The sequence below is a fragment of the Aristophania sp. ESL1100 genome (assembly GCF_058511235.1).
Window position 1 is genome coordinate 1,325,835 of the sequence record NZ_CP196394.1, and the last position, 26,230, is coordinate 1,352,064.

The window sequence follows — 26,230 nt, forward strand, 5'->3', positions numbered from 1 at the left end:
AGACTCAGGATGCTCCCCCTGTTTTATCAGTTTCTATCTGTTTAAATTCCGGTAGCTCCGGAACGGAAGACGCCTCTTCGGAAGTGTTTTCTTCAGCGGTGCTATCATAGCGGGGTTCTACCAGACGAGCGGCAAAAATCGAAAGCTCATAAAGCCCGACCAGCGGAATAGCGAGGCTTAACATGGTAATCGCATCAGGCGGGGCAATAATGCCTGCAACCGCGAACGCTGCGACATAGGCATAACGGCGCACTTTTTTCAAAGTCTGGGTTCTCACAAGTCCGGCTTTAACGATCAGGGTCAAAGCAACAGGGAGCTCAAAACAGATCCCGAATGCCAGAATCATTTTGGTGACAAGATTGAGATATTCAGAGACGCGGGCCTGTAATTCAATGCCGATCTGGTTCGTCCCTCCTGCCTGCTGAAAGGAAAGGAAAAAACGCCAGGCAAAGGGAAAGACGACGTAATAGGCCAAGGCTGCCCCAAGAAGGAACAAAACCGGTGTTGCAATCAGAAAAGGGGCAAAAGCTTTCTTTTCATTGCGATACAGTCCCGGCGCAATAAAAATCCAGGCCTGAATGGCAATCATGGGAAAAGATAGGAAAATTGCTCCGAAAACCGCGACTTTGACGTAGGTAAAAAAAGCTTCGTACAAAGCTGTATAAATCAGATGAGGCTGCTCACCTTTCTGGCGCATGATGTCAGCCAGAGGTGCGGAAAGAAAATGATAAATCTCGCCGGAAAAATGGTAGCAGATCCCAAAAGCAATCATGAAGGTCGCCAGCGACCAGATAATACGTTTTCTTAATTCAATGATATGATCAAGCAACGGCATCGCTTTATCATGAATCGTATTGTTCGAATCAGCCATGCTGCCTCATATCGGCTTTCCTGGAAGATGGGTCAGAGAGAATACGGATGCGCCTTCCATGATGTAAGGCAATTTCCGGCGGAATAATGGTAGGTGTGTGCCAATATTCCGCCTCATCAATCAGACGCATTGCTGTTGGAGGGGGAATCATGGCTGGTGCATTTTTCAAGGCTTCAGCCTGTGCTTCCATCCGGGCATTATAAGGCTGGCTTTCCCCCGGCTTATAGTCCCCGATTTCCGAGGCAGGGGGAGACGGCACAGAGGGGAGATTATCAACGAAATCTCCCTCTTCAATCGTGAGGGACTTTTTCAACCCACCATCAGGATCAATCGCTCTTTTAACCTGATCGCGAATATTGAACTGCCTTAACTCCTTGATCTGCTCACGCGCTTCAGACAGATCAGCCTCACGCACCATTTCATCAATATGGTTCTGAAATTCGCCTGCCATCCGGCGGATTGCCTTTATCGCCCTGGAAAGCGCCCGCATGGCAACAGGGAGGTCTTTCGGCTTGATAAAAATCAGCACGACAACAGCAAAAAGGGCAATTTCTGTCCAGCTGAAATCAAACATCGCTTTCGCCTGTTCCCCCCTTTTCCTGCGTCATATCACCGCCATCTTGATTTAACAGGGCAGGATCAATGACAAGTTCTTCTTTCCTCGGAAGATCACTGAGGGAATTCAGACCGAACACTCTTAAAAAACGGGTTGTCGTTCCCCACAAAACAGGACGGCCTGGCACTTCCCGGCGCCCTTTTGGCGTGAGAAGCTCTTCCTCCAGAAGAGTATCAAGAATATTCTGCCCCAGACTGACCCCCCTTATGGTCTCAATATCGGCCCTTGTACAAGGCTGATGATAAGCGACGATGGCAAGAGTTTCCATAGCCCCACGGGAAAGACGGCGAGGTTTTTCAATCATTTTTGTAAGAGCTGGCGCAAATTCCGCTTTCGTCCGGAACTGCCATCCACGCGCAACAGAACATAATTCAAATGAATGAGTCTCAAAACGTTTCTGCAGCGCTTCTATTAGAACGGAAAGTTCCTCTTTCTCCACATGATGATTTTGCGCAAGAAGGAAAGACAGCACACTCTGAGACGAAACTGGTTCTGCACTGGCAAAAATATAGGCTTCAATCAAGGCAAGCTGGTCAGCCTGAGTCTGCTCATCAGACATCTTTCCGGCTCCGCCATTCAATGGTTGTAAAAGCCGATGCCTGTCTTAATTCGAGACGGCCACCTTTAGCCATTTCCAGACTGGCGAGAAACGCCCCAGCTATGGCAGCCTTTTCTTCAAGATGGGTCTGCGATTCAAGAGCAGGCAGGAGTGACACTAATGATTGCCACCGCATACTGATTTCCTGCCCCAATAAACGAGACAAAACCATATGAGCTTCCTGAACACTCCAGTAACGGATTTTCCGGGGACGATAAACCTGCTTCCGCTGCCTGCGCCTGTTTGCTGCAAGATAGGCCTTAATGAGGGACGGAAGATCTGTTTTTAATTGAGAACGGTCAATTTCAACATATTCCTCCGCCACCGGGCGTTCAAAAACGTCAATTCCCAGACGGGGCCGCGCCTCCAGCCATTTGACCGCCTCCCTCATGCGTTCGAGCTCAATCAGGCGCCCATGGAGCAAATCCACCGCCTCTTCAACCTCGGCTTCCGGGCTTTCCAGCAAGAGACGGGATTTCAGCCAGGTCAGCCACGCTGTCATGACCAGCCAGTCCGCTGTTACGTCCAGATCGAAACGGCGCGCCTCATCTTTGGCTTCTTCAACAACGGCCAGGAACTGATCGACCAGTTGCAGGATGGATATCTCTGACAGGTCGATCTTCTGCCTTCGTGCCAGATCCAGCAAAAGATCGAGCGGGCCCTCATATCCTTCCAAACGAAGATGAAGACTCTCCGTCACACAGCACTCCTAGAAAAAGGCGGGAGTACAGGAGACAGAATGAGCCTGCGCCTGAGCACAGAATGCCTTCGCCGCCTTCAAGTCAGAAAATCCACCGGTCCTGAGACGAATAAACGTATGTCCGCCGTGGCTCGTCTGGCTATAAAGAGCTGACCTTCTACCAAAGAGCTCAGGATATTTTTTCTGCAAACGCGTCCAGACCTGTCTGGCTTTTTCCTTACTATCCAGAGCGGCAAGCTGAACCTGATAAGAACCACTCTGAGGTAATGCTTTTGGCGGAGGCAAAGTCTGGGAAGTCGTTTCTTTTTTAGCCGTATGATGGGACTCAGAAGTAGCTGCTGCTTTTTTACCGGCAGCCTCCTCGGACTTCTTCTCCGTGCTTTCAGCTATCGGTTTCACGGGCTGCTGTTCAACAGTGGGAGTGGCTGTTTCCGGCTTTTTCCCATCAGGAGAGACCATGTCTGACTGAATCCCCTTGGCAGGTTCTGAAGGCGGAGGAACAGGAACTGTCGGTGTCCCTGGAGCCGTTTTATCTGCTGACGGAATATCACTCTGCAAAGGGTGCTGAACAGGCGGGGTTACAGATCGGCCATCCTTACCCGCCAGGATACGCTCATCAGGCTGTTCTGCTGGAGGAGCCAGATGGACTTCCCCTTTCCCTGTAACGTCCCCTTTCAGGGAATCATCGCTCATAATCTGCATTCCACCGGGATCAGCCGGACGGTCCTTTAAGGCCATGGAAGGAGGTGCAATAACAGGAACGCCCTGATGACGTTTCTCCCCAAACAGGGACCAGACCCCGACGGAAAGAAGAAGCAGAACCACAATTGCGAGAGCCCCGCCCATCAATTTACGGGTCGCAGGGTCCTGCCCTAAAAGGGAAAGCAGAAAATTTTTCTGCTGACTTTTTCTAAATTGCCGCTCAGGCTGTTCTGACCCGGGATTACCACCCAGACGTGAACGAGGGCCATCTGCATAATCAGCGCCCCCGAGACGCTCGTCAGGTTGCGGGGGTGTCAGATTGACTCTCTTTTCATCATTACGCTCATACATTTAACGTAACTCCTCCAAAGCCTGAACGCCCAATATGCCCAACCCGGCTCTTATGGTTGTCGCGATAGCCGACACCAGCGCCAAACGCGCAAATGTCTCTTCCGGGGCATTTTCCTGAATAAAGCGCAGGCGTGTCTCTTCCCGGCCTTTATTCCACAATGCATGGAAATCAGAAGCAAGATCAATGCAATAGGTTGCAATACGGTGTGGTTCACGTGCCGTAGCGGCCGCCTCTATCTGACGAGGGAACGCCGCTATACGGCGGAGCACCGCCAATTCTTCAGGCAGAGTCAGCCCGGAGAGATCAACTTTTGCCAAGGCTGCTTCTGACAGTGCCTCTGCCCCGAATAATTCAGTCCCGTGGCGCAGGACAGAGCAGCAGCGTGCATGCGCATAATTGACGTAAAAGACAGGATTATCGCGCGTCTGGGCAACCGCTGCATTCAGGTCAAACTCCATCTGGGCATCTGCCTTGCGCGTCAGCATAATAAACCTGACAGCATCGCGTCCCACCTCATCAAGCAGGTCACGCAGGGTTACAAAAGTCCCTGCACGCTTTGACATCCTTACAGGCTCACCATCTTTTACAACACGCACGATCTGACATAAAACCGCTTCAAAGTCTGTTTTCCCGTCAGTCAAGGCACTCACAGCCGCACGCATACGGGAAACGTAACCGCCATGATCCGCACCCAGAACGTCGATAATCAGATCTGACCTTTGGGCTTTCCGGGCATGATAACCAATATCATTGGCGAAATAGGTGTTCGTTCCATCGGCCTTTCTCAAGGCACGGTCAGTGTCATCTCCGAAGTCAGTTGAGCGGAAAAGCGTTTGGGGGCGAGCTTCCCAGTCATCAGGCAATTTGCCTTTGGGAGGTTCCAGAACACCTTGATAAAGCAGCTCTTTCTTTTCAAGAACAGCGATGGCTTTATCAACATCACCCTCTGCCAGAACAGACGCTTCACTGCTGAAGATTTCATGGTGAATGCCCAGAGCCGCCAGATCTTCCTTGATCATGGCCATCATATGCTCAAGCGTTACCTTGCGCACAATTTCAAACCAGACTGACGGATCGGCCGGGCTATTATTGTCCCCAGCCAGTGAACTTCCATAGGATTTTGCCAGTGCTTCTCCTACGGCAATCAGGTAATCACCCTGATATTGCAATCCATTGGGGGACAGCTTGTCAAACTCTTCTGCCGGGATAAAGGTCCCAAGTGCCTGAAGATAACGCCAGTAAGCTGCCCAGCTTAAGGCATTGACCTGCGTGCCTGCATCATTGATGTAATATTCCTTGGTAACCTTATAGCCAGCGGCCCCCATAAGGTTTGCCAGAGCATCACCAACAACCGCACCACGGCAATGCCCTACATGCATCGGTCCCGTTGGATTGGCCGAAACATATTCCACATTCACTCTCTTCCCTTGCCCGATAGAAGAGCGACCATAAAGGTGTTCGCCTTTTTCCAGCACAACAGAGACGATTTTCTGCCAGAATTGCGTTTTTAACGTCAGATTAACAAAGCCCGGACCGGCCACGTCAACTTTCTCAATTTCAGGGCGCGCTGCCAACAGATCCGCAAGCTTCTCAGCAATATCCCGTGGCTTGCTTCTGGCCGGTTTTGCCACCAGCAGGGCCGCATTTGTCGCCATATCTCCATGTGAGGGATCTCTTGTCGGAGTGAGCTCGATCCGGGCCAGAACATCCCCCGGCAGATCAGGCAGGAGCTCACTCACGCACTCTACAACTTTCTCCAGCATCTGGGCGAAAAAACAGTCTGAGATTGTCGATGACGCTGTAGAAACGGGCATATATATGTTCCTGTCTGGAGCGGGCCTGGCTGAAAAAGAGACCAGCCCTGCTTAAAGGCTTTTTACTGAAAATGTTTTATAATCGCTCTTATAAGGGCAGTCATAATTTTTATCACCCCCCTAAACAATGATGGATAAGTCTGTCAGACGCTTATGTTCCTCCATCGCGTTCCTGTCGCTCATACTGGCAATATAATCCGCAATAACACGGCGCGATCCCCCTTCTTCCTGTATGCCATGTTTTGCAAGGGCTTTTTCACGCCAGGGACTGGGGAGCAGGCGCGGCTCTTCGCTAAGGATGGCAAATATTTCCTTTAAGGCCAGTCTGGCTTTGCGTGCCATGCGCATAACGCGCCAATGACGGTACATTTTAGCATAAAGGAATTTACGAACTTCCTTGTTTTTCTGCGCCATATCGGCAGAAAGCGCGATAACACCCTGTCTGGCGTGACGTATATCATCAACCGTCCGAGGCGCCAGCTCCTTTAAGAGGCTGGAACTATTTTCCGTTAAATCCCGAATCAGGGCGTTAATCACACGCCTGACCAGCTCATGGCGCATTCTCTGCGCGCGCTCCAATGGCTCATAAAGAGACCAGTCCAATTTTCTGACCTCATCAAGACATGTCTTCAGCAAGGGCACCTCTTCAAGATCTTCAAATGTGAGAAGTCCCGCACGCAACCCATCATCAAGATCATGCCCATGATAGGCAATATCATCACAAATGGCCGCGATCTGCGCTTCCACTGAGGGGTAATGGATCAGATCCAGAGGATAAATTTCATCAAACTCAACCAGCCATGCTGATGGTTTCTTAACCGGCCCATTATGTTTGGCCAGCCCCTCGAGCGTCTCCCACGTCAAATTAAGGCCATTAAACCCGTGATAGCGGGACTCAACTTCAGTCACCAACCTTAAGGATTGAGCATTATGGTTGAAACCACCCCATCCTTTCATGGCCTCGGCAAGGGCATCCTCCCCGGCATGACCGAAGGGGGTGTGACCAAGATCATGCGCCAGGGCAATCACTTCTGTCAGATCTTCATTAACATCCAGATTTCGTGCCACAGAACGGGCAATCTGGGCGACTTCGAGAGAATGGGTCAGACGGGTGCGGAAAAAATCACCTTCATGATTGAGAAAAACCTGCGTCTTATATTGCAGTGTCCTGAACCCCGTAGAATGGAGGACACGGTCACGATCACGTTGCCAGGGAGACCTGACACAAAATGTGCTGCTTTCAGATAATTTTTCTTCTTCATAAAGACGCCCGCGGGCATTCTGGAGCTGAACGGCATAAGGCGCGACCATAAGTTACCTTTCATTCTACCGGCTTTTATTATCGAGAAGGATCACGATGATTATCGTCGATTCTTGACCCGGCTTGCCTTATAGTCAAGCGTAAGTGACCTATTTCCTCCTCCAGAATTGAGAGTTTCTTCTCCGGGAAAAATTTTATGACAGAGAGTTTCCGCATTTCCCCCACAGCGCGTGCCCGTATTATTGAGATCATAGAAGCACAGGACGATAAGGAAGGACTGGCTTTGCGCGTCGCCGTCAATGCGGGGGGATGTAACGGTTTTCAATATCAGTTCAAACTGGACCGCGGCCGCCACGGAGATGATACGCTCATTCAGTCAGATGGCGCGACCGTTCTGGTTGACCCAGCCAGTCTTGCCTTATTGGAAGGCGCTGAACTGGATTTCATCGACAAGCTTATGGGGGCTCATTTCGTCGTCAATAATCCCAATGCCGCCTCTTCCTGTGGGTGCGGCAGCAGCTTTTCCCTCGCATAAAGTCTTTTAAAAATCTCTGAAAGCCTCACTTCCTTATGTCCTTCAGTTTTGCCTCCTGGAATATCAACTCCGTTCGCATGCGTGCCCATCTGGTCCTGGACTGGCTTGAGCGCCATCCTGAGTGCCAGATACTGGCGCTACAGGAAATCAAATGTGAGACAAGCCAGTTCCCTTCCATTTTTGAGGAAAATGGCTTTCATTGCATTGTGAAAGGGCAAAAATCATATAATGGCGTCGCCTTTATCAGCCGCCAGCCCATAACACTTGTGACAGACCATCTTCCCGGTTTTGACGACACGGCGTCACGTTATCTGGAAGTCACGATTCATGATGTCAGAATCGGAAATCTCTATCTTCCAAACGGCAATTCAGGCGGAGAAGAAGGATTTAAGAAAAAACTCTCTTTCATGGAGGCCCTCTATCACAGAGCCCAAACCCTCCTGAAAGAAAACACGCCCTTCACGTTCATCGGTGATTATAATGTCTGCCCGACTGACGAGGATCTGACACCCGGCGCACTTTCTGCGGGAGATGCCCTTATTGCGCCAGAAAGCCGTGCTGGATACCGGCGCCTTCTCTGGTCCGGTCTGACGGATGCCACAAGGGCACTTCACCCCGATGAAAGACTTTATACCTTCTGGGATTATCAGGCAGCAGCGTTTCAGAGAAATTCCGGGCTTAGAATCGACATAGCCCTTCTATCCCCTTCTCTGGCAGATCGGCTTGAAGCGGTGAAAATTGACCGTGATGAGCGGGCAAAGGAAAAACCCTCTGACCATGTCCCGCTTCTCGTTACTCTGAAATAAAAAACCTCCCTTTCCTTATAGAGAAAGGGAGGCTCATTTAAAGGAAGTCTCTTATTCTTATGAATGAGAGGCTGTCACTTTCGGTTTTGGCAGATCCAGCTTCAGGGAAAGCTCTTTCAGACGAGCTGGCTCGACAGGGGCTGGCGCTTCCATCATCAGGTCCTCACCACTCTGATTGAGTGGGAAGAGGATGACTTCACGGATATTGGGTTCATCAGCCAGAAGCATGACAATACGATCAACCCCCGGTGCTGCACCACCATGAGGCGGAGCGCCATAACGGAAGGCATTCAACATACCGCCAAAGCGTTCTTCAACGACTTCGGGGCCATAACCTGCAATCGCAAAAGCCTTGAGCATGATGTCAGGGCGATGGTTTCTGATCGCTCCCGAAGACAGCTCTACACCGTTACAAACGATATCATATTGATAGGCTTTAATGGTCAGCGGGTCCTGTGTCTCCAGCGCTTCAAGGCCGCCCTGTGGCATTGAGAAAGGATTATGGGAGAAATCAATCTGCCCAGTTTCCTCGTTGCGTTCAAACATGGGGAAGTCAACAACCCAGCAGAAACGGAAGGCATTTTTCTCGATCAGATCAAGTTCGGTCGCAATTTTGGTCCGCACCACACCAGAGAATTTTGTGACTTCGTCACCTTTCCCTGCCGCGAAGAACACAGCGTCCCCTGCCTTAAGCCCACAAATTTCGCGCAACTTTGTCAGACGTTCGGCTTCCAGATTTTTCGCAATCGGGCCTTTCCCGCCTTCCTCTTCGAAAATGACGTAGCCCAGGCCGCCTGCTCCCTGCTCACGGGCCCAGTTATTCAGCTTATCAAAGAAAGCCCGTGGTTTGTCCCCGGCACCTGGTGCCGGAATGGCTTTCACCTGACCGCCAGAAGCGGCAATTTTAGCGAACAAACCGAAACCGGAACCATCAAAAACCTCTGTGACATCTTTAATGATCAGGGGATTACGGAGATCAGGTTTATCAGAACCGTAATCGCGCAAAGCATCTGCATAGGGAATCCGTGGGAAAGCACCCTCTGTAATCTGCCATCCTTCAGGTGTGAATTCCTCAAAAAGCCCTGCAAGGACTGGTTCCAGAACGCCAAAAACATCTTCCTGCGTTGCAAAGGACATCTCAAAATCAAGCTGGTAGAATTCACCCGGACTACGATCCGCACGAGACGCTTCATCACGGAAGCAGGGTGCAATCTGGAAATAACGCTCAAACCCGGCCACCATGGCAAGCTGCTTGAACTGTTGGGGTGCCTGAGGCAGCGCATAGAATTTCCCGGGGTGCAAACGTGCCGGCACCAGAAAGTCCCGCGCCCCTTCAGGTGATGATGCCGTCAGGATGGGTGTCTGGAATTCGACAAATCCCTGATCCTGCATACGGCGGCGCATACTGGCAATAACACGACTGCGCAAAAGAAGGTTACGCTGCATTTTCTCACGGCGCAGGTCAAGATAACGATATTTCAGACGTAGCTCTTCAGGATAATTTTCCTGTCCTGCCACCTGGAAAGGAAGCACATCTGCAGTGGATTGCACCGTGATTTCCTGAGCGCGCAGCTCAATATCACCTGTGGGAAGATGACCGTTGCGTTGTCCATCCTCACGTTCAACGACCTCACCTGTGACTGTGATCACGCTTTCAACACGCAGGCGCTCGGCCTGGGAAAGAAGCTCACCCCCAGCAGGGACAACAATCTGCGTCACGCCATAATGATCCCGCAAATCAATGAAAAGCAGGCCACCATGGTCGCGTTTACTGTGTATCCAGCCGGAAAGCCGTGCGGTTTTTCCCGCGTCCTCCACACGCAAGGCGTTACAAGTGTGAGTACGGTATTGATGCATGGATAAAACCCTCATTGCTCCGGCTATAATTTACAAACTCAAAACTATATTAGACATGCAGGAAGCCGAGGCGACCCCCTCCTGTCAAGAGTTTCTCTGTTAAAAGACACTCACACAGGTGCTTCACTAATCTCTTCAGTGATAAATTTTCTATAATTCAGGGCTGCTTCCGACATTTCGACAGGTTTTCCTGAACTGACAAGACCAACGACATTATCCTGATTTCTCAACGTCGCCAGAAATTCAAAATTTCTCAGATCACCTTCAATCGTAACGTGATTAAACGGCTCACCCCAGCCCAGATATTCAAGCTTTTTGCCAAATTGCTGCGTCCAGAACCATGGGGTAGGAATATCGCCCGGCGGATAGCCAAGAATGGAACAGGCTGCAATCCGTCCCATTACAAGAGCATGGCGCCAATGAGGGAAATTCCATGTGCTGTCGCCCCATTTAAGAGAGGCAACATCTCCTGCCGCATAAATATTTCCCCGGACTCTCATCGCTTCATCAACGGGAATAGCCCCAGCCTCATCCTTGGGCAGATCATTAATGAAATCAGTATTGGGGTGCCCCCCTAGAGCAGGCACAACGTGAGTGCAGGACAGCATCGTCCCGTCATCAAGCTCTACCCCTTCCACTTTCTGCTCACCAAGGATTTTAACAACTTTGCTATCATGGATGAAAGCAACGCTATTTTCCTCATGAAGCTGTAGAAGGCGTGAGCCGAGCTCCCGCCCGAACTGCCCTTCCATCGGCACGGCTTCAGGGCTGACAATTGTTACACCAACCCCTTTCTGTCTCAAGGCGGAAGACACTTCCAGACAGATAAAACCGCCTCCTATAAGTACGACAGCGTCTTCCGGATTAATGCCTGCTGAAATGGACTGCGCGTCATCAAGCGTATAAAGATGCCTGACTCCAGAAAGCTGACTTCCCGGAAGGTCCAGCAGGTTCGGGCTCGCCCCCATCGCCAGAAGCACATGACTGCCGCGAAGGGTCTGCCCCGATGATAAGGTTGCCACCTGTGTCACACTGTCAAAATTCGTTACTGAATCATAAATAATTGAGACATTATGACTCTCGTAATAAGCTTCATCCAACAGGACCGGGACTTTTATTTTCTCAGGATCACTGAGTAATACCGCTTTACTCAGGGCCGTACGGTTATAAGGGAGCTTTTTTTCACCACATACCATTATAATGGTACCAGCAAAGCCCCCCTGGCGCAGCGTATATACGGCACTGGCCGCAGCACCGCCGCCCCCGATAATCAATACCGATTCATTTTCCCGGACCGGGACCGGCTCTCCTTCAGGAATGGGAACAGTTCCGACCAGGACCCGCCCCTGAATCACCTCAACGGGATAAACCGGAAGGGACGCAAATGCGACCGGCTCAACCACAGCACCGGTCGCCATATCAAAAACGCTCTTATGCCAGGGGCAGACAATAACGTCGCCATGCTCTTTCCTCAGGCAGTAGGCACCCTGTTCCATAGGCGCCCCTTTATGAGGGCATTTACCCCCCAGAGCTCTGACCGTATCACCTTCCCGCAGAAGAACAACCGATATGCCCGCTACCGAAAGCGGGTACAATTTTCCTTCCTCGAGTTCATCAAAAGCAATGACATCGTGGAATGTTTGCCCCGCAACGGTATCGGTCATCCTATCTTTCCTCTGGTTCAGGCAGGTTTTTAAGACAAATCAGGACTTAAAAGTCGTCAGATCCTCCGTCATCAAAGCTCCCATCATCTCCCCCATCGTCATAACCACTATCGTCAAAACCGTTGTCATCATTGCCGCTAAAGAAGGAATCATCCTGCTGGGGGAAATCACTGTCACTGAAACCGGATGCTTCTGTGCCGGACCCTGCAAATGGATCATCAGACGATGCAGGGGCCGCAAAGCCACCTGCCGTAGAATCGCTTCCTGTTCCCACGCCAGCGCCAGCTCCTGCCGCGCCATCCGTTGCACCATGATGGCCTGAAAATAAACCTTCCAGCGCATTGGCAGCCATCATCCCGCCTGCAACACCGGCAGCCGTAGAAAGGGCAGACCCCAGAAAACCCGTTCCAGACCGCTGGAACATCCCTGGCTGATAACCCGGAGGTGGCGCATAGCCCCCCTGTTGATATCCAGGAGCAACAGGGCGCGGAGCCGCTCCACCTTGCGGCCCCCATCCTGGCGGAAAGTTATTCTGCCGTTGCGGAGGAGCCTGACGATTTCCGCCGAAAAGGCCGCTCAGAAAACCACCCCCTGAGGGATGCTGCTGAGCTTGTGCGGCCTGGCTACGGGCCTGCTGCAACTGGAATTCCAAATCACGAATACGGTTCTGCGCCTGGGCCAATGCCGCTTCCTGCACGACAGCAAGCTGGGTAATACGGTAGCGGGCTTCAGGATATTTCTGGAAATTTTCCTCGATAAACCGGTCTGCTTCCGGGTCAATTGGTGGCAGGGCAACCTGACCGCCCTGGCCAGCCTGATTACCCTGGCCACCCCCTACGCGAGCGACAAATCGACTGATAAGGTCCCGTTCTTCTGAATTCATGAAAGTGCCCTTCCTGTTTCAAACGATCTGCCTCATTTCACCGCGAGTATAACCCGTAAAGAGGCAGTCACTCCATCTCTCTATTGCAAAAGATATGATGCGCTTTCATCGAGCTGGCAAGAGCTTCGTCCTGCCCGGCATTTCAGAAAACCATCCTGGTTTATTAATAGCAAAGATATTAAAGGAATTCTGATTAATCTTCTGTCATAAAATTCCTCCCCTCCTCCTCTCATGACATTATCTGCTCTAGTGATGTGTCTGGCCATCATGTAATATGAGGGGAAATCTGCTTTTATTTATGTTTATGAATGGAGCCTCCAGACTTGTCTATCATCCGGCCTCCTTGCTTTCAGGACCTTATCTTACGCCTCCATAATTTCTGGGCTGAGAAGGGATGCGCGATCCTGCAACCTTATGACACAGAACTGGGTGCAGGCACTCTGTCCCCCTACACCACCTTACGGGCACTAGGAAAAAAACCGTGGGCTGCCGCCTACGTTCAGCCCTGCCGGCGCCCTTCTGATGGCCGTTATGGTGAAAATCCCAACAGGCTTCAGCATTATTATCAATATCAGGTGCTGCTGAAACCAACCCCCGAAGAAAGTCAGAACCTTCTTCTGGAAAGCTATCGTGCCATTGGTATTGATCCTGAAAAACACGATATTCGCTTTGTCGAGGACGATTGGGAAAACCCGACCATCGGGGCCTGGGGCCTGGGATGGGAAGTCTGGTGTGATGGTATGGAAGTCACACAATTTACATATTTCCAGCAGGTTGGCGGTATCCCGACTGTGATGCCTTCAACGGAGCTGACTTACGGACTTGAACGCCTTGCCATGTATGTGCAGGGAGTCGAAAATGTCTATGACCTTGATTTCAATGGCAAAGGTCTGACTTATGGCGACGTCTTTCTACGGGCAGAGAAAGATTATTCCCGCTATAATTTCGAACTGGCTGACACAAAAATGCTTCTGTCCCATTTCAATGACTGTGAAAAGGAATCCCTGCGCCTTTCAGAGGCCGGGGTCGCACAACCCGCCTTTGACCAATGTCTGAAAGCCTCACATCTTTTCAATCTGCTGGATGCCAGAGGCGTTATCTCCGTTTCTGAACGCGCCTCCTATATTGCCCGCGTAAGAACCCTGGCCAGGGCTGCCTGTGAAGCATGGCTTGCCCCTGAAGATGCAGAAGACAAAGAACGCTCTGAGGGAGCACCTATTCATGGCTGAATTATTTCTTGAACTCCTGAGCGAAGAAATCCCTGCCGGCATGCAGGCCCGTGCGGCACATGATCTTGCAAGACTGGTCACAAAAGCATTATCCGAGCTTGACCCTGAAAATGTGCATCCTTTTTATGGAGCACGCCGCATAGCCCTGTCTTTGTCTCTTAAACCTTCACTCCCGGCTCGTACCCATAGCGAACGGGGGCCACGTGAAACAGCTCCGGAGAAAGCTCTTGAAGGCTTTATGCGCAAGCATAATGCCACTCGTGACGAATTGAAGAAAGAAAATGGGTTCTGGGTTCTGGAACGCAGCCTTCCTGAACGCCCTGCTTCTGCCATTCTATGTGAATCTCTTCCGGATTTGCTATGGACGTTCCCCTGGCCCAAAGCAATGCGTTGGGGCAAGGGATCAGGCTTTTCATGGGTGAGACCTCTCCACCACATTACCTGCCTGCTCGATGGCGTTACTGTTCCTTTCTCCCTCGCGCACGAAGGGGATGATGCTCATGGTTTACAGTCCGGCAATCTTTCGGAAGGGCACCGTTTTCTTGCTCCGGAAACGTTTGTCGTGACCGGCGCAGAACAATGGCGTCAGGAACTTCAGAAGCGTTTTGTCATCACTGAGGATGCTCAAAGGCGCACTCTTATTGAAAACGGCGTCCATGCCCTTGCCGATGAGAAAAACCTGAAACTGGCAGAAGATACATCCCTGACTGAAGAAATCAGCGGTCTTGTGGAGTATCCTGTTCCTCTTCTCGGCTCCATTGACCCCCAATTCATGGACCTGCCCCCTGAGGTTATGCAGGTCTCCATGCGGGTTAATCAGCGTTATTTCGCTCTGCGTACCGCTGATGGCAAAGCAGCCCCCTATTTCGCCTTTGTTGCCAACCGCACATTCGCAGATGGTGGCGCCCTCTGTATTGCAGGCAATGAGCGCGTTCTGCGCGCCCGTTTTGCTGATGCGCGTCATTTCTGGGATCTGGACCGGAAAACAAAACTGGCAGACCGGGTCAATGACCTCAAGGCTGTGACCTTCCATGCCAAGTTAGGGACACAGGAAGAACGCGCAAGACGGATAAGCCATCTGGCTGGCCTGATTGCCGATGCCATGAACCTGTCCGCAGCTGAAAAAGCTCAAGCTGAGCGCGCTGGCCTTCTTGCCAAAACGGACCTTACGACCGGCATGGTTGGTGAGTTCCCGGAATTACAAGGCATTATGGGTGGATATTACGCTGCCCATGATGGAGAAGAATCGGCTGTTTCCACGGCAATTTCAGAACAATACAGGCCCCGCGGGCAGGATGATGACCTCCCCTCATCTCCGGTTTCCGCCGCAGTGGCACTGGCGGACCGTCTGGATATGCTGGCGGGATTTTATAGCATTGGTGAAGTGCCTACAGGATCGGGTGATCCCTACGGCCTGAGACGCGCTGCGCTTGGCGTGATCCGTATCATCCGGGAGCATGGCCTGCGCTTTGACCTTGGATTATTGCTCCATCAGGCAGCAGACTGCCTTTCTGACCGCCGGACTGCTGGAAATGCCTTAAAAACGCTTGAGGCCTTTTTCACAGAACGTCTTAAAGTGCAGCTTAAAACAGAAGGCAAACGTCATGACGTTCTGGATGCCACTTTAGCGGTAACGCCCGCGATCGAAGGCAATACCCTGTTCAAGGACCATCTTGATGGTGATCTTGTCCGGCTTTTGAACCGTGTTGATGCCCTTTCCGAGATGATTGAGCATGAAGATGGCCGCAATCTGCTTGCAGCCTATCGCCGCGCGGCCAATATTCTCCGAATTGAGAATAAGAAAGATGGCCCCCATATCGGCCAGCCTGATACCTCTCTTTTCACACAGGATGAGGAGCACGCCCTCCAGAAAGCTCTTTTTGAGTGTGCTCCTTTGCTGCAGTCACATCTCAAAAATGATGATTTCTCCGGCGCGATGCGGCATCTTGCACAGTTACGGCCCTTTATGGACCAGTTCTTTGATAAAGTGACCGTTAATGCGCCAGAAGCTGAGCAGCGTAAAAACAGGCTTCTTCTTCTGGCTGCCTTCTGTGAAGAAGCATCCTCTATCGCTGATTTCAACAAAATAGATGGCTAAATAAGTTTCCCCCTGAAAAGACAGATTTTTCAGGGGGAAATTTCTACGTGGCGGAATTATGGGCCGTTATCAGCTTTATGCCAAAACCGATAAAAATCACGCCGGCAATACGGTCCAGCCATTGAACCACTCTGGGTCTTTTAAGGAACCTGCCTAACGGAATTGTTAAAAAGACAAGCAGGCTTAACCAAAGAGACGCCGCAATAATCTGAATCACGGTCATCAGGATTGTAAAAAGGGCCACATTAGCCTGATGAGGAATAAATTGTGGATAAAGAGTCAGGATGATAATGCCAATCTTGGGATTGAGCAGATTTGACAAAATCCCTCTGCGCAGCCCTCTGTAAAACAGATTTCGGCTCGCCTCTTCTCCCTCCTCAGTCCCCATTCCCAACATCTTTCTGGGCCGGAAAAGTGATTGAATCCCCAGCCACGTCAGATAGGCAGCGCCCAGATATTTCAAAACCATGAAAGCTGTTTGAGACGCCGCGATCAAAGCTGAGAGCCCAAAAGCTGCAGCCCCTCCCCAGACAAGTAACCCCATTCCCACACCAATCACGGCCCCCATGCCGGCTATATGGCCCTCTTTCGTGGAAGTCCGCAGCACCATGACGGTATCAAGACCGGGAATCATGGCAAAAATAATCGAAGCCGCGCCAAAGACCAGCAGGGGCAGCACGTATTGATGAAGCATAATGATAAATTCAATCAGAAAAAGCGTTTTGTTTCCGGATCTGGATCGTCACGATGGACCCAGGTGGACAGCAGAAGACCAAAACCGAACATCATAGTCAACATGGCAGACCCACCATAGGAAATCAGCGGTAAAGGCACCCCACCCACAGGAATGGCGCCCATCACCATTGAAAGATTGACGGCACAATAAAAAAAGAAATCCATCGTAATGCCGAGCGCCAGCAACTTCCCAAAACGGTTACGACACCGCAACGCCATCAGCATGCCACTTACAACAATCAGCATTAAAAGGCCGATGACAACAATACCACCGATATAACCCCATTCCTCACCAATCATGGTGAAAATGAAATCGGTCTGTTTTTCAGGAAGGAAGTTAAGCTGCCCCTGACTTCCGTGAAGGTAGCCTTCGCCCCACATCCCTCCTGAACCCAGGGCAATTTTTGACTGGATGATATTATAGCCTGCCCCAAGTGGATCCTGCTCAGGATTTAAAAATGTCTGAATGCGGGCCTTCTGATAATCATGGAGATGCGCATAAACAAATTTTCCCAAAAAAGGCAGAGGCGCTACGATAAGAGCAATCAGCCACCACCGCATCCCCGCCGCAAAGAACAAAGACGCGCCGAGCAGGCCTATAATGGTCGCTGTGCCGAGATTAGGTTCTTTCAGGACCAGAATAACAGGCAGCAACGTCAATAAAGCCGGAATAATCAACCTTAGCGGATTTCCCATTTCCTGCCTTGTTACGCGCTGGAACCACGTTGCCAGCATTAATACCAGAGCAATTTTAGCAAACTCGGAAGGCTGAAACTGGAATCCTCCCAGATTAATCCAGCGCTCCGCCCCCTTGCCGACATGTCCGATTTTCAGAACGAGTGTTAACAGGATAATTGAAACCGCATAAAGCGGAACAGACATGAAACGCAGCATACGCGGTGAGAAAAAGGCTAGACAGATCATCATGATCAATCCAAAGCCAAATCTTATAGCCTGTGGCTCGGCATACAGCTTGGCGTTTCCTCCACCCGCAGAATAAAGGGCGACGTACCCGACTGCAGCAAGCAGGCAGATAAGCAGGACAAAAAACCAGTTAATCCGTAAAAAACGTGAAAAAATATGAAGATTAGGCTCTGTGCGCAAGAGACGGCGCATCGTTCTGGGGATGGTTGCGTTAATCATAAGACCGCTCCCGAAAGGACGCCGTAATAATCCTCAGTCATGAAAAGAATCTGCACTTGCCACAACGCCTTTCGTCATATTGGAACGGCTGGCAGGATCTCTTAACAGGGTATCTGTCATAATCTGTTTTGCAAGAGGCGCTGCCTCTGAGGCACCGGCATTCCCATGCTCCACAACGACCGAAACAGCGTAACGCGGATTATCATATGGCGCAAAACAGATAAATAAAGCATGAGGCCGATATTCCCATGGCAAATTCATGGAATTGAAATGACCGCTTTCGCGCATGGCACGAGACACGCGCCTGACCTGTGCTGAACCCGTCTTCCCTGCCATCAGAACACCGGGAAGCTCCAGACGGGCGGCCGGTGCCGTCCCATGTGGCTCATTGACCACAGCAAACATCCCACCCCTTACGATATCAAGATGCTCTTTTTTGAAAGGGAGTGACGTCGGCGTAATGTGCTCCACATCCATACGTCCATGGTCATCAATTGTTTTGAGAAGATGCGGATAAACCCGCTTTCCTACTGCCAGACTGGAAACATAGGTGGCCAATGCAAGGGGAGTCACCTGCACAAAACCCTGACCGATCCCCGCATTTACCGTATCGCCACCATTCCAGTGAAATCCATGTTTGCGGCGCCATTGCGGGGTCGGAATCATGCCTGAACGAACATGAGGCAGTTCAATCCCGGGCTTTACGCCAAGACCCAGGCTTTCTGATGCTTTTTTGATCTCTTCCATCCCGCAGCGGCGAGCAACCTGATAGAAGTATACGTCGCAGGAATATTTGAGCCCTTCATGCATGTTCAGGGAGCCATGACCATAGCGGTTCCAGCAATGGAAACGCACACCCCCCATATCCAGATAGCCAGGACATTGAATACGTTCCGTCGGGGAAACCTTACCTGACGAGAGCGCGGCCAAGGCAACTGCCGGCTTAAATGTTGAGCCAGGTGGATAAACCCCTGCCACTGCCTTATCAACCAGTGGGGTATGGGGGTCATCCATCCACTCCTTCCACTGTTTATGACTGACACCACTATCAAATAATGTCGGATCAAAGGAAGGCGTGCTGACTAAAGCCATGACCTCCCCATTCTGACAATCCATAACGACAGAACTTGCAATCCTGTCCCCCAGACGGGAAAGAACCTGCGATTGCAGGACAGTATCAATCGTCAGGCCAAGTTTGTGGCCAGGGACACCTTCAACACGCTCAATTTCCCCGATAACACGCCCAGGCGCATTGACTTCCATTTCAACAGATCCAGGCTCCCCCTTGAGGGACGTTTCCTGCGTTTGCTCAAGACCTGCGCGCCCAACCCGCATACCCGGAAGGGCCAGAGCGGCGTCCTGCTCTACATCCTTTTCATTAGGAGGAGCCACGTAGCCGATAATATGGGCCATAAGCTCTTTATGGGGGTATTCCCGCGTCGTCCCCACATCAATCAGAACACCGGGCAGCCGCGGGGCACTCAGGCCGATACGAGCCATATCGTCCCAACTGAGGAACTCCTTCAACATCAGCGGGACATAGCGTTTCAGATGTTTCCGGTCATGTTCTATACGGGCCCGGTCATGATCATCAAGGGGAACAATCGTTGCAAAATGGTCTATGACCCCTTGAAGGTCGGTCGTTTCCTCCGGCATCAGCAGGGCACGCCAATTCAGGCGGTTTCCCGCAACCAGAGTTCCTGAACGGTCGTAGATTGTCCCGCGTGGTGGTGCAAGCAGGCGCTTGCTGATCCGGTTGCGCTTGGCCCGCTCTTTCAGCTCACCACCTTTAAGGACCTGCAAAGAGTACAGACGCTCACCAAGGATTCCGACGACACTGAATTGCGCCCCCATGAGCAAAAGAGCTCTGCGTGTGAACACACTTCTCCCTGCACGTGAAGCCTCGCCTCCACGACTCGAGGGATGGCGTCCCCCGCCCTCCTTAGAGGCTCTGGAACGCATTCTGGGACGTTTAAAAAACATTTAAATCAGACACTTAGCCACTAAAGGTCTTCAGTGGTCGTCAATCTAGCGAATTAGCTGTTACTCTGTAAATAACTTATCCGATTTTATTACGTCCTGGTAGTTTTAACATGCCCAGAAAAAAAACATGGACACAGGGATAAAGCCCAACCGTCAGTGCCAATTGAAAGAATGCCAATATCGGGGAAAGAAGAGTACCTGCCCTGAAGCACATAAAGCCCCACTCAACCATCACACCGCCAATCATTGTTATGGAAAAGAGGCTCCATGAGCGCAAAAAACCACCACGTGACAGCTGAAGACGCGCACTATCCGCTATCCCTGCCGTGACCAACATCCATAAAAGCAGAACACCGAAAGGAGACGTGCGAAAAATTTCTGCAATCAGGCCACAGACGAATACTGAAAGAAGGGGAAGTGCCGCCGGTTTATAAAGTGTCCAGAACCAGACTTCTCCAAGGATGAGGGCAGCCTGAAGTTCACTTTGCCCGGGAAACGCAAACGGAGCGGAAAGAACAACAGCTGTGACAATAATAATGAGAGACGGGACAAGCTGCCGCCAGAAACGCCTTATCATCTCTTTTCCCTCTTTTCCCTTCCGGCGCGTATTTCAGCCATTCCCTATATGCGAAAACGGCCAGAATTTCTGCAGGTCCTGCCACCCTGATGGTTTTGTTGTCTGGGGAGTCAGTGGTTCTATGGGAACGCGTTCACGGACCCTCCCCTCTGCAGGAGGCGCGTCTGAGGGCTCTCCCCCATCAAAGACCCTGATAATAGAGAAGTGGGAAATATCTGCAACAGGCACAACGACGGGCCGCCCCTGCTGGTTATAATGCACGTGACCAACCACCACACCACCTGGCAGACCCTGTTGGGAATGTGTCTCAACCTGCTCACCCTCAAGAGGCCGGTGATCTGGTGAATAATAAAGCAACCGTGGCAGGCTGGAATTATCACCCGTCATGATGGCATCGCTCTGTGAAGAAACCATCGTCACAGGGATCCTGCTCGCAGAATCTGTAATAAGGAGAACCCTTACAATATGTGGCCCTACTTCACTGACACGACCGACGAGCCCAAGGGAATCAACGGCAACACTTCCTGTGCGAATATTATGTCCTTCGCCTGTATCAAGCAGAACAGCTCGTAAATACGGCCCTGTCTCATCACGTATAACCTGGCCGGCGACATAATTGATCTTGAGATCAGTGCCCCAATGAAGCAGGGATTTTAAACGGGCATTTTCTGTTTCAATTTTCTTTGCCAATTCAATCTGCACCTGCAGATCGTGATTTTCCTGCCTTAAGCGCCTGTTTTCCGCTGTCAGGTTTGTGACACCCTTGAAATCAGAAATCCAGCTTTGCACCTGCTTTTGCGGATAGACCATCACCGCATAAACAGGTGTCATTTTCTCCATGACACTCAGGCGCACAAAAGAAACAGCAGACGGCCATACATGCCCGATAAATATAATCCCTATTGAGATTACCATTAAAATGGGCAGTATAAAACCCGCCAGTATTTGTCTTGCCTGAATGGATAACATTCTTAAAGGCTAACAGCCCTCCTTTTAACCTCAGTACATGCTGCTTAAAACGGTTTTGAGACGGGGCATTTCCTCCAATGCCCGTCCTGTCCCGAGAGCCACGCAGGAAAGGGTGTTTTCAGCCACAAAAACAGGGAGGCCCGTTGCATCACGCAGAACTTCATCAAGGCGATAAAGAAGCGACCCGCCGCCAGAAAGCACAATGCCTTTTTCAACAATATCAGCAGCCAGCTCGGGAGGTGTGTTCTCAAGAACCGTTACCACGGCCTCAACAATATCAGCAACAGGCTCCTGGAGGGCTTCAGCAATCTGGGCCTGTCCAACCGTCACTTCACGCGGCACACCATTGACTAGGTCGCGCCCTTTAAGCGTCTGAAGAGGGCCATCACTTCCTTCGGCTGGAACCGTTGCCGCTCCGAGCTCGATTTTAATACGCTCGGCTGAGCTTTCACCAATCAGAAGATTATAGTTACGGCGGATATAAGCGATAATCGCTTCATCCATCTGGTCTCCCCCCACACGGGCAGAGCGTGCATAGACAATACCGCCCAGAGAAATGACCGCAACTTCAGTCGTTCCGCCACCGATATCAACAATCATGCTGCCTGAAGGTTCTGTAACAGACAGGCCGGCTCCAATCGCTGCCGCCATAGGTTCTTCGATAAGATAAACCTTCCGCGCTCCTGCGCTCTCGGCACTTTCCTGAATAGCGCGACGTTCGACAGGTGTTGAGCCGGAGGGAACACAAATAACAATCTGTGGGCTGAAAAAAGCGCTCCGATTATGAACTTTACGGATGAAATATTTGATCATTTCCTCCGCACTCTCAAAATCGGCGATAACACCATCACGCAGCGGACGAATGACCGTAATATTACCGGGAGTACGGCCAACCATCTGTTTCGCTTCATCGCCAACCGCCAGAACCTGACGGCGGCCACGAACATCAGAGACAGCAACTACCGAAGGCTCATTAAGAACAATACCCCTACCTTTAACGTAAACAAGTGTATTGGCTGTGCCTAGGTCAATGGCCATGTCAGCCGACATGAGACCCAGCAGACGAGAAAACATCCGAAACTCCTGACAAAACCTCTCCCACAGAGAAGTCAGAACAATTAATCAGAGACCACCAGCCGACAGCACAAGAAACAATAGCTTTATTTCCCCAGACCAGGCGAGTCAGTCGCGCCCCTTATTAGCCCTAACGCCCCCTTATGAATCAACCCTTTGATGAGCATAAAATGTAAAAATAATTTTCAAAACATCCGCAAGCCGATAATCAGCAATAAAATTCCCATAAACCAACGCTGGAACCGTTCATTCAGGCGCCCTGCACATAACGTCCCCACCATGATACCGGGAATGGAACCCGCCAGCAGGCGCAGCAGGACTCCAACATCTACCCCCCCTTCAAACCAATGCCCTCCGCCGGCAATCAAGGTCAGAGGCACAGCATGAGCGATATCGGTTGCAACCAGCGTCCGTATCGGCAGGGCCGGGTAAAGGATCAGCAGGGCTGCCATGCCAATCGCCCCCGCACCGACCGAAGAAAGTGTCACCATAGCGCCAAGAACAAACCCAAGCAGCCAGGTAAAGATCAATACTTTGTGACTTCCCTCAACCGTGTGGCGATGAGCCCATTGATGCAGCTGGGGCCTGAAAATAACAGCAGGAGCCGTAATCAATAACGCAAGGCCGAGAACAATATGTGTGAGATGGGACGAAAGAGGTTCAGTGGAAAAATAATGAAGAAAAACCAGACAAAGCAGAGAACCCGGAATACTGCCTGTTAACAGAAGGCCTACAATATTCCAGCTGATCGTTCCCAGATGGCGGTTCAGCATCGTCCCCGCAAGCTTTGTTAACGCTGCGTAAAAAAGGTCAGTCCCGACAGCTAATTGCGGTTTAAAGCCACAGAGAAAGATCAGCAGAGGCGTCATGAGTGAGCCACCACCAACGCCTGTCATACCTACCAGAAAGCCAACAACCAGCCCCAGCGCTGTAAAAACCCACCCATGTGCCATGCCCATGCTCCGGTAGCTTGCAAAATGCCTCCCGAAGGAGGCAGTCATGACGATGCTTTACGACGTAATATCCTCAGGCGCTGTACGCTTGCGCTTTACAAGGAGCTTATTCAAGGCATGAAGATACGCTCTGGCCGCTGAAACAACCGTATCCACATCGGCCCCCTGCCCATCCACAAGACGACCATTTTCTTCCAGACGGACTGTGGTAAGGGCCTGAGCATCTGTTCCCTGGGTTACATTGGCAACCGAGAAAAGTCCTAAAGTGGCCTGATGTGGAAAGGCTTCATTAATGGCCTTAAAGACAGCATCAACAGGGCCATTGCCACTTGTCTCGACCGTTTTCTCAGCACCATCAATCAAAAGAGTCAGTTTAATTTTCGCAGGATGAACCGTCCCTGCCTGGACGTGCAGATCGACAAGCTTGATATGCTCATTGCTTCTACCACTCTCGTCAATGAGAGCACGAATATCATCCTCGAAAACAACTTTTTTCTGATCGGCCAGATCCTTGAAGCGCTTAAACGCATCCATAAAGGCATCTTCAGGCAGATCAGCATAGCCCATAGCCTTCAGCTTATCACGGAAGGCAGCACGGCCGGAATGTTTCCCCATCACCATGGAAGAACTCGTCCATCCGACACTTTCAGGAGTCATGATCTCATAAGTTGCGGCATGTTTCAAAACGCCGTCCTGATGAATGCCACTTTCATGCGCAAAGGCATTACGCCCGACGATCGCCTTGTTAGGCTGCACATCAAAACCCGTAATTCCCGCCAATAAGCGAGATAGACCCAGCAGACGTTCTGTTGTAATACCCGTGCTCAGACCGAAATGATCTTTCCTCGTACGCAAGGCCATCACAATTTCTTCCAGCGCAGCATTCCCAGCCCGTTCACCAATCCCATTGATTGTACACTCGACCTGACGCGCTCCTCCTTCCAGCGCTGCCAATGTATTGGCAACACCCAGCCCCAGGTCGTTATGGTTGTGGGAAGAAAAAATCACCTGATCAGCGCCTGGAACACGCTCACGCAGCATCGTAAAAATTGCCTGGATTTCTTCAGGAAGAGAGAACCCGACGGTATCAGGGATATTGATCGTTGTAGCGCCGTTTTTGATCGCAGCTTCAACCGCACGGCATAGAAAATCCGGCTCCGTACGGCAACCATCCTCGGCAGACCATTCGACATCATCTGTAAACTGACGGGCCTGCTTATTACCAGTGGCAATAATTTCCAGAACGGTCTCAGGTTCCATCCGCAATTTATATTTCATATGCAGCGGTGATGTTGAGATGAAATTATGGATACGGCGTCGTTCGGCTTTTTTCAGAGCCTCCCCCGCAGCCTCGATATCGCGTGGCCCTCCGCTGCGAGCCAAAGCGCAGATGACAGGGCCCTGGATCTGTTCAGCAATGGACTGAACGCTTTCAAAATCGCCGCTGGACGCCACAGGAAAGCCTGCTTCAATAACATCAACACCCAATTCTGAAAGAGCCTGAGCAATCCGTAATTTTTCTCCCAGGTTCATGGAAAAACCGGGCGATTGCTCACCATCGCGTAACGTGGTGTCAAAAATAATGACACGGTCGTCTGTTATTTTACCAAAAGAAGGATGCTGGAATGTCATGAAAAATTGCCTCGTCTGAACTGACTTTTAAAAGAAGTTTATAATCCCGTATCCCCTGAACACAGCCCTACAAACCTGCGTGGCCAAGCGCTCAGGGGCTAATAAGTCGAAGAAGGAGGCAAGAACAGAATTTCATATCACTGATGATGATTAAACAATCATTCAACGTAACGCAAGCAGGTTATTTAATTTTGAAAATCAACTTTACGTATCATTATTATCCAAATCTGTTTTTCTGTGACGAAAAATAAACATCAATTGCCTGCTTCATTGCCAGAGCAACCTGCTGACGATGTACTTCCTGCCGCAAAGCCTGTTCATCCAACCGGTTGGACATAAAACCCATCTCCACCAGAACTGAGGGGATATCTGCTGATTTCAGAACCATAAACCCTGCATGTCGAGATGGATGCGTAAGCAGCTTGATACGGCTACGGAATGAACGGACAACACTATTGGCCATATGAGCTGAGCCCGCCCGGGTCTCTTCAGTAACAAGACTGGCCAGAATTTGCTGAACTTCAGGCGATAATCCATGAAATGATGCTGAAGCGAAGCGGTCAGCACTATTTTCCCTCTTCGCAAGGAATGCCGTCTGGCGATCCGAGGCGCCACTTGAAAGCGTATAGACACTTGCACCTCTGACATTATGATCCAGCAAGGCATCTGCATGCATGGAAATAAAAAGCTGGGCCTTATGCTTATGCGCCAGCTCCACCCGCCCCTGAAGGGGAATAAACTTATCTTCAGAACGCGTCAGAACAACATCATAATGGCCCGAACTCCGCAATATCCTCTGCAATTCATGAGCTGTTGCCTGTGCGATATGTTTTTCATACGTTCCGGAAACGCCAATGGCACCGGGGTCTTTCCCCCCGTGGCCGGGATCCAGCATGATGACCGGTTTGGGAGGAGCCGCCTTGCGACTGATCGCCGGAGCGTGGAGGCTCCTGCCGCCATCAGTATGTTTAACAGAATGGTGCGTCGCTCCATGAACGACCTTTCTGGAAGTCATGTGAGAGCGGGAAGATTTTCGGACACTGGCCCAAACCTTCTCCGGCAGACAGGCAGCAACGGCAAGCCATCCGATGATCCTGCGTCTGGTCAGCATATATCACTACTTACGATCGTTATTAACACATCTCTCTCTTACGTTCTGGCGTTATAACCACGTTATC

The 26,230-nt window shown here is 50.9% G+C and carries 23 protein-coding genes; 4 read left to right on the forward strand and 19 right to left on the reverse strand.

Going from position 1 to position 26,230, the window contains the following annotated elements:
- Positions 1–4: 4 nt before the first annotated feature.
- The 7 genes from tatC to ACSYSY_RS06235 form a co-directional block, all read right to left on the reverse strand.
- Positions 5–871 (reverse strand): twin-arginine translocase subunit TatC, encoded by an 867-nt coding sequence (tatC, locus tag ACSYSY_RS06205; protein ID WP_491706711.1) that lies wholly within the window; start codon positions 869–871, stop codon positions 5–7.
- On the reverse strand, positions 864–1,445 hold the full coding sequence (gene tatB, locus ACSYSY_RS06210; protein WP_491706712.1) for a Sec-independent protein translocase protein TatB: 582 nt from the start codon (positions 1,443–1,445) through the stop codon (positions 864–866). The genes tatC and tatB overlap by 8 nt, the downstream gene beginning before the upstream one ends.
- Positions 1,438–2,046, reverse strand: coding sequence for an SMC-Scp complex subunit ScpB (gene scpB / locus ACSYSY_RS06215; protein WP_491706713.1), 609 nt, complete (start codon positions 2,044–2,046; stop codon positions 1,438–1,440). The genes tatB and scpB overlap by 8 nt, the downstream gene beginning before the upstream one ends.
- A complete protein-coding gene (locus tag ACSYSY_RS06220; RefSeq protein ID WP_491706714.1) occupies positions 2,039–2,785 on the reverse strand; it encodes a segregation and condensation protein A in 747 nt (248 codons plus the stop codon). The genes scpB and ACSYSY_RS06220 overlap by 8 nt, the downstream gene beginning before the upstream one ends.
- Positions 2,786–2,794: 9 nt before the next feature.
- Positions 2,795–3,838, reverse strand: coding sequence for an SPOR domain-containing protein (locus ACSYSY_RS06225; RefSeq protein ID WP_491706715.1), 1,044 nt, complete (start codon positions 3,836–3,838; stop codon positions 2,795–2,797).
- A complete protein-coding gene (gene argS, locus ACSYSY_RS06230) occupies positions 3,839–5,626 on the reverse strand; it encodes an arginine--tRNA ligase (RefSeq protein ID WP_491708237.1) in 1,788 nt (595 codons plus the stop codon).
- Positions 5,627–5,773: 147 nt separating this feature from the next.
- Complete coding sequence (locus ACSYSY_RS06235; RefSeq protein ID WP_491706716.1) at positions 5,774–6,964, reverse strand: deoxyguanosinetriphosphate triphosphohydrolase; 1,191 nt, start codon at positions 6,962–6,964, stop codon at positions 5,774–5,776.
- Between the two features lie 146 nt (positions 6,965–7,110).
- Here ACSYSY_RS06235 and erpA point away from each other — a divergent pair, with 146 nt between their 5' ends.
- Both erpA and xth read left to right on the forward strand, forming a co-directional pair.
- Positions 7,111–7,449: an iron-sulfur cluster insertion protein ErpA gene (erpA, locus tag ACSYSY_RS06240; RefSeq protein WP_491706717.1), complete on the forward strand. Its 339-nt coding sequence runs from the start codon at positions 7,111–7,113 to the stop codon at positions 7,447–7,449.
- A 35-nt stretch (positions 7,450–7,484) separates the two neighbouring features.
- On the forward strand, positions 7,485–8,255 hold the full coding sequence (gene xth / locus ACSYSY_RS06245; protein ID WP_491706718.1) for an exodeoxyribonuclease III: 771 nt from the start codon (positions 7,485–7,487) through the stop codon (positions 8,253–8,255).
- A 57-nt stretch (positions 8,256–8,312) separates the two neighbouring features.
- On the opposite strand, the gene aspS is transcribed toward xth, so the two are convergent.
- The 3 genes from aspS to ACSYSY_RS06260 form a co-directional block, all read right to left on the reverse strand.
- Positions 8,313–10,112, reverse strand: coding sequence for an aspartate--tRNA ligase (aspS, locus tag ACSYSY_RS06250; protein WP_491706719.1), 1,800 nt, complete (start codon positions 10,110–10,112; stop codon positions 8,313–8,315).
- A gap of 110 nt (positions 10,113–10,222) precedes the next feature.
- Positions 10,223–11,776, reverse strand: a complete 1,554-nt coding sequence (locus ACSYSY_RS06255; RefSeq protein WP_491706720.1) for an FAD-dependent oxidoreductase — start codon at positions 11,774–11,776, stop codon at positions 10,223–10,225.
- 46 nt (positions 11,777–11,822) lie between these two features.
- Positions 11,823–12,659 (reverse strand): DUF2076 domain-containing protein, encoded by an 837-nt coding sequence (locus ACSYSY_RS06260; RefSeq protein ID WP_491706721.1) that lies wholly within the window; start codon positions 12,657–12,659, stop codon positions 11,823–11,825.
- A gap of 308 nt (positions 12,660–12,967) precedes the next feature.
- Here ACSYSY_RS06260 and ACSYSY_RS06265 point away from each other — a divergent pair, with 308 nt between their 5' ends.
- Both ACSYSY_RS06265 and glyS read left to right on the forward strand, forming a co-directional pair.
- Positions 12,968–13,888, forward strand: a complete 921-nt coding sequence (locus ACSYSY_RS06265; RefSeq protein WP_491706722.1) for a glycine--tRNA ligase subunit alpha — start codon at positions 12,968–12,970, stop codon at positions 13,886–13,888.
- A complete protein-coding gene (gene glyS / locus ACSYSY_RS06270) occupies positions 13,881–15,986 on the forward strand; it encodes a glycine--tRNA ligase subunit beta (protein WP_491706723.1) in 2,106 nt (701 codons plus the stop codon). Before ACSYSY_RS06265 ends, glyS begins: the two co-directional genes overlap by 8 nt.
- Positions 15,987–16,029: 43 nt before the next feature.
- On the opposite strand, the gene ACSYSY_RS06275 is transcribed toward glyS, so the two are convergent.
- The 9 genes from ACSYSY_RS06275 to ACSYSY_RS06315 form a co-directional block, all read right to left on the reverse strand.
- Positions 16,030–16,680, reverse strand: coding sequence for a LysE family translocator (locus ACSYSY_RS06275; RefSeq protein WP_491706724.1), 651 nt, complete (start codon positions 16,678–16,680; stop codon positions 16,030–16,032).
- Positions 16,681–16,694: 14 nt separating this feature from the next.
- On the reverse strand, positions 16,695–17,864 hold the full coding sequence (rodA, locus tag ACSYSY_RS06280; RefSeq protein WP_491706725.1) for a rod shape-determining protein RodA: 1,170 nt from the start codon (positions 17,862–17,864) through the stop codon (positions 16,695–16,697).
- Positions 17,865–17,897: 33 nt separating this feature from the next.
- The gene (mrdA, locus tag ACSYSY_RS06285) at positions 17,898–19,826 is read right to left on the reverse strand and encodes a penicillin-binding protein 2 (protein WP_491706726.1); all 1,929 of its coding nucleotides are present in this window, start codon (positions 19,824–19,826) and stop codon (positions 17,898–17,900) included.
- Between the two features lie 97 nt (positions 19,827–19,923).
- On the reverse strand, positions 19,924–20,424 hold the full coding sequence (locus ACSYSY_RS06290; protein WP_491706727.1) for a hypothetical protein: 501 nt from the start codon (positions 20,422–20,424) through the stop codon (positions 19,924–19,926).
- A gap of 33 nt (positions 20,425–20,457) precedes the next feature.
- A complete protein-coding gene (locus ACSYSY_RS06295; protein ID WP_491706728.1) occupies positions 20,458–21,255 on the reverse strand; it encodes a rod shape-determining protein MreC in 798 nt (265 codons plus the stop codon).
- Positions 21,256–21,423: 168 nt separating this feature from the next.
- The gene (locus ACSYSY_RS06300; RefSeq protein ID WP_491706729.1) at positions 21,424–22,467 is read right to left on the reverse strand and encodes a rod shape-determining protein; all 1,044 of its coding nucleotides are present in this window, start codon (positions 22,465–22,467) and stop codon (positions 21,424–21,426) included.
- Between the two features lie 185 nt (positions 22,468–22,652).
- The gene (locus tag ACSYSY_RS06305) at positions 22,653–23,420 is read right to left on the reverse strand and encodes a sulfite exporter TauE/SafE family protein (RefSeq protein WP_491708238.1); all 768 of its coding nucleotides are present in this window, start codon (positions 23,418–23,420) and stop codon (positions 22,653–22,655) included.
- 57 nt (positions 23,421–23,477) lie between these two features.
- Positions 23,478–25,052 carry a 2-isopropylmalate synthase gene (locus ACSYSY_RS06310; RefSeq protein WP_491706730.1) on the reverse strand — a complete coding sequence of 525 codons (1,575 nt, stop codon included), beginning with the start codon at positions 25,050–25,052 and terminating at the stop codon, positions 23,478–23,480.
- Between the two features lie 217 nt (positions 25,053–25,269).
- Positions 25,270–26,163 carry an N-acetylmuramoyl-L-alanine amidase family protein gene (locus ACSYSY_RS06315; protein ID WP_491706731.1) on the reverse strand — a complete coding sequence of 298 codons (894 nt, stop codon included), beginning with the start codon at positions 26,161–26,163 and terminating at the stop codon, positions 25,270–25,272.
- Positions 26,164–26,230: the final 67 nt, after the last annotated feature.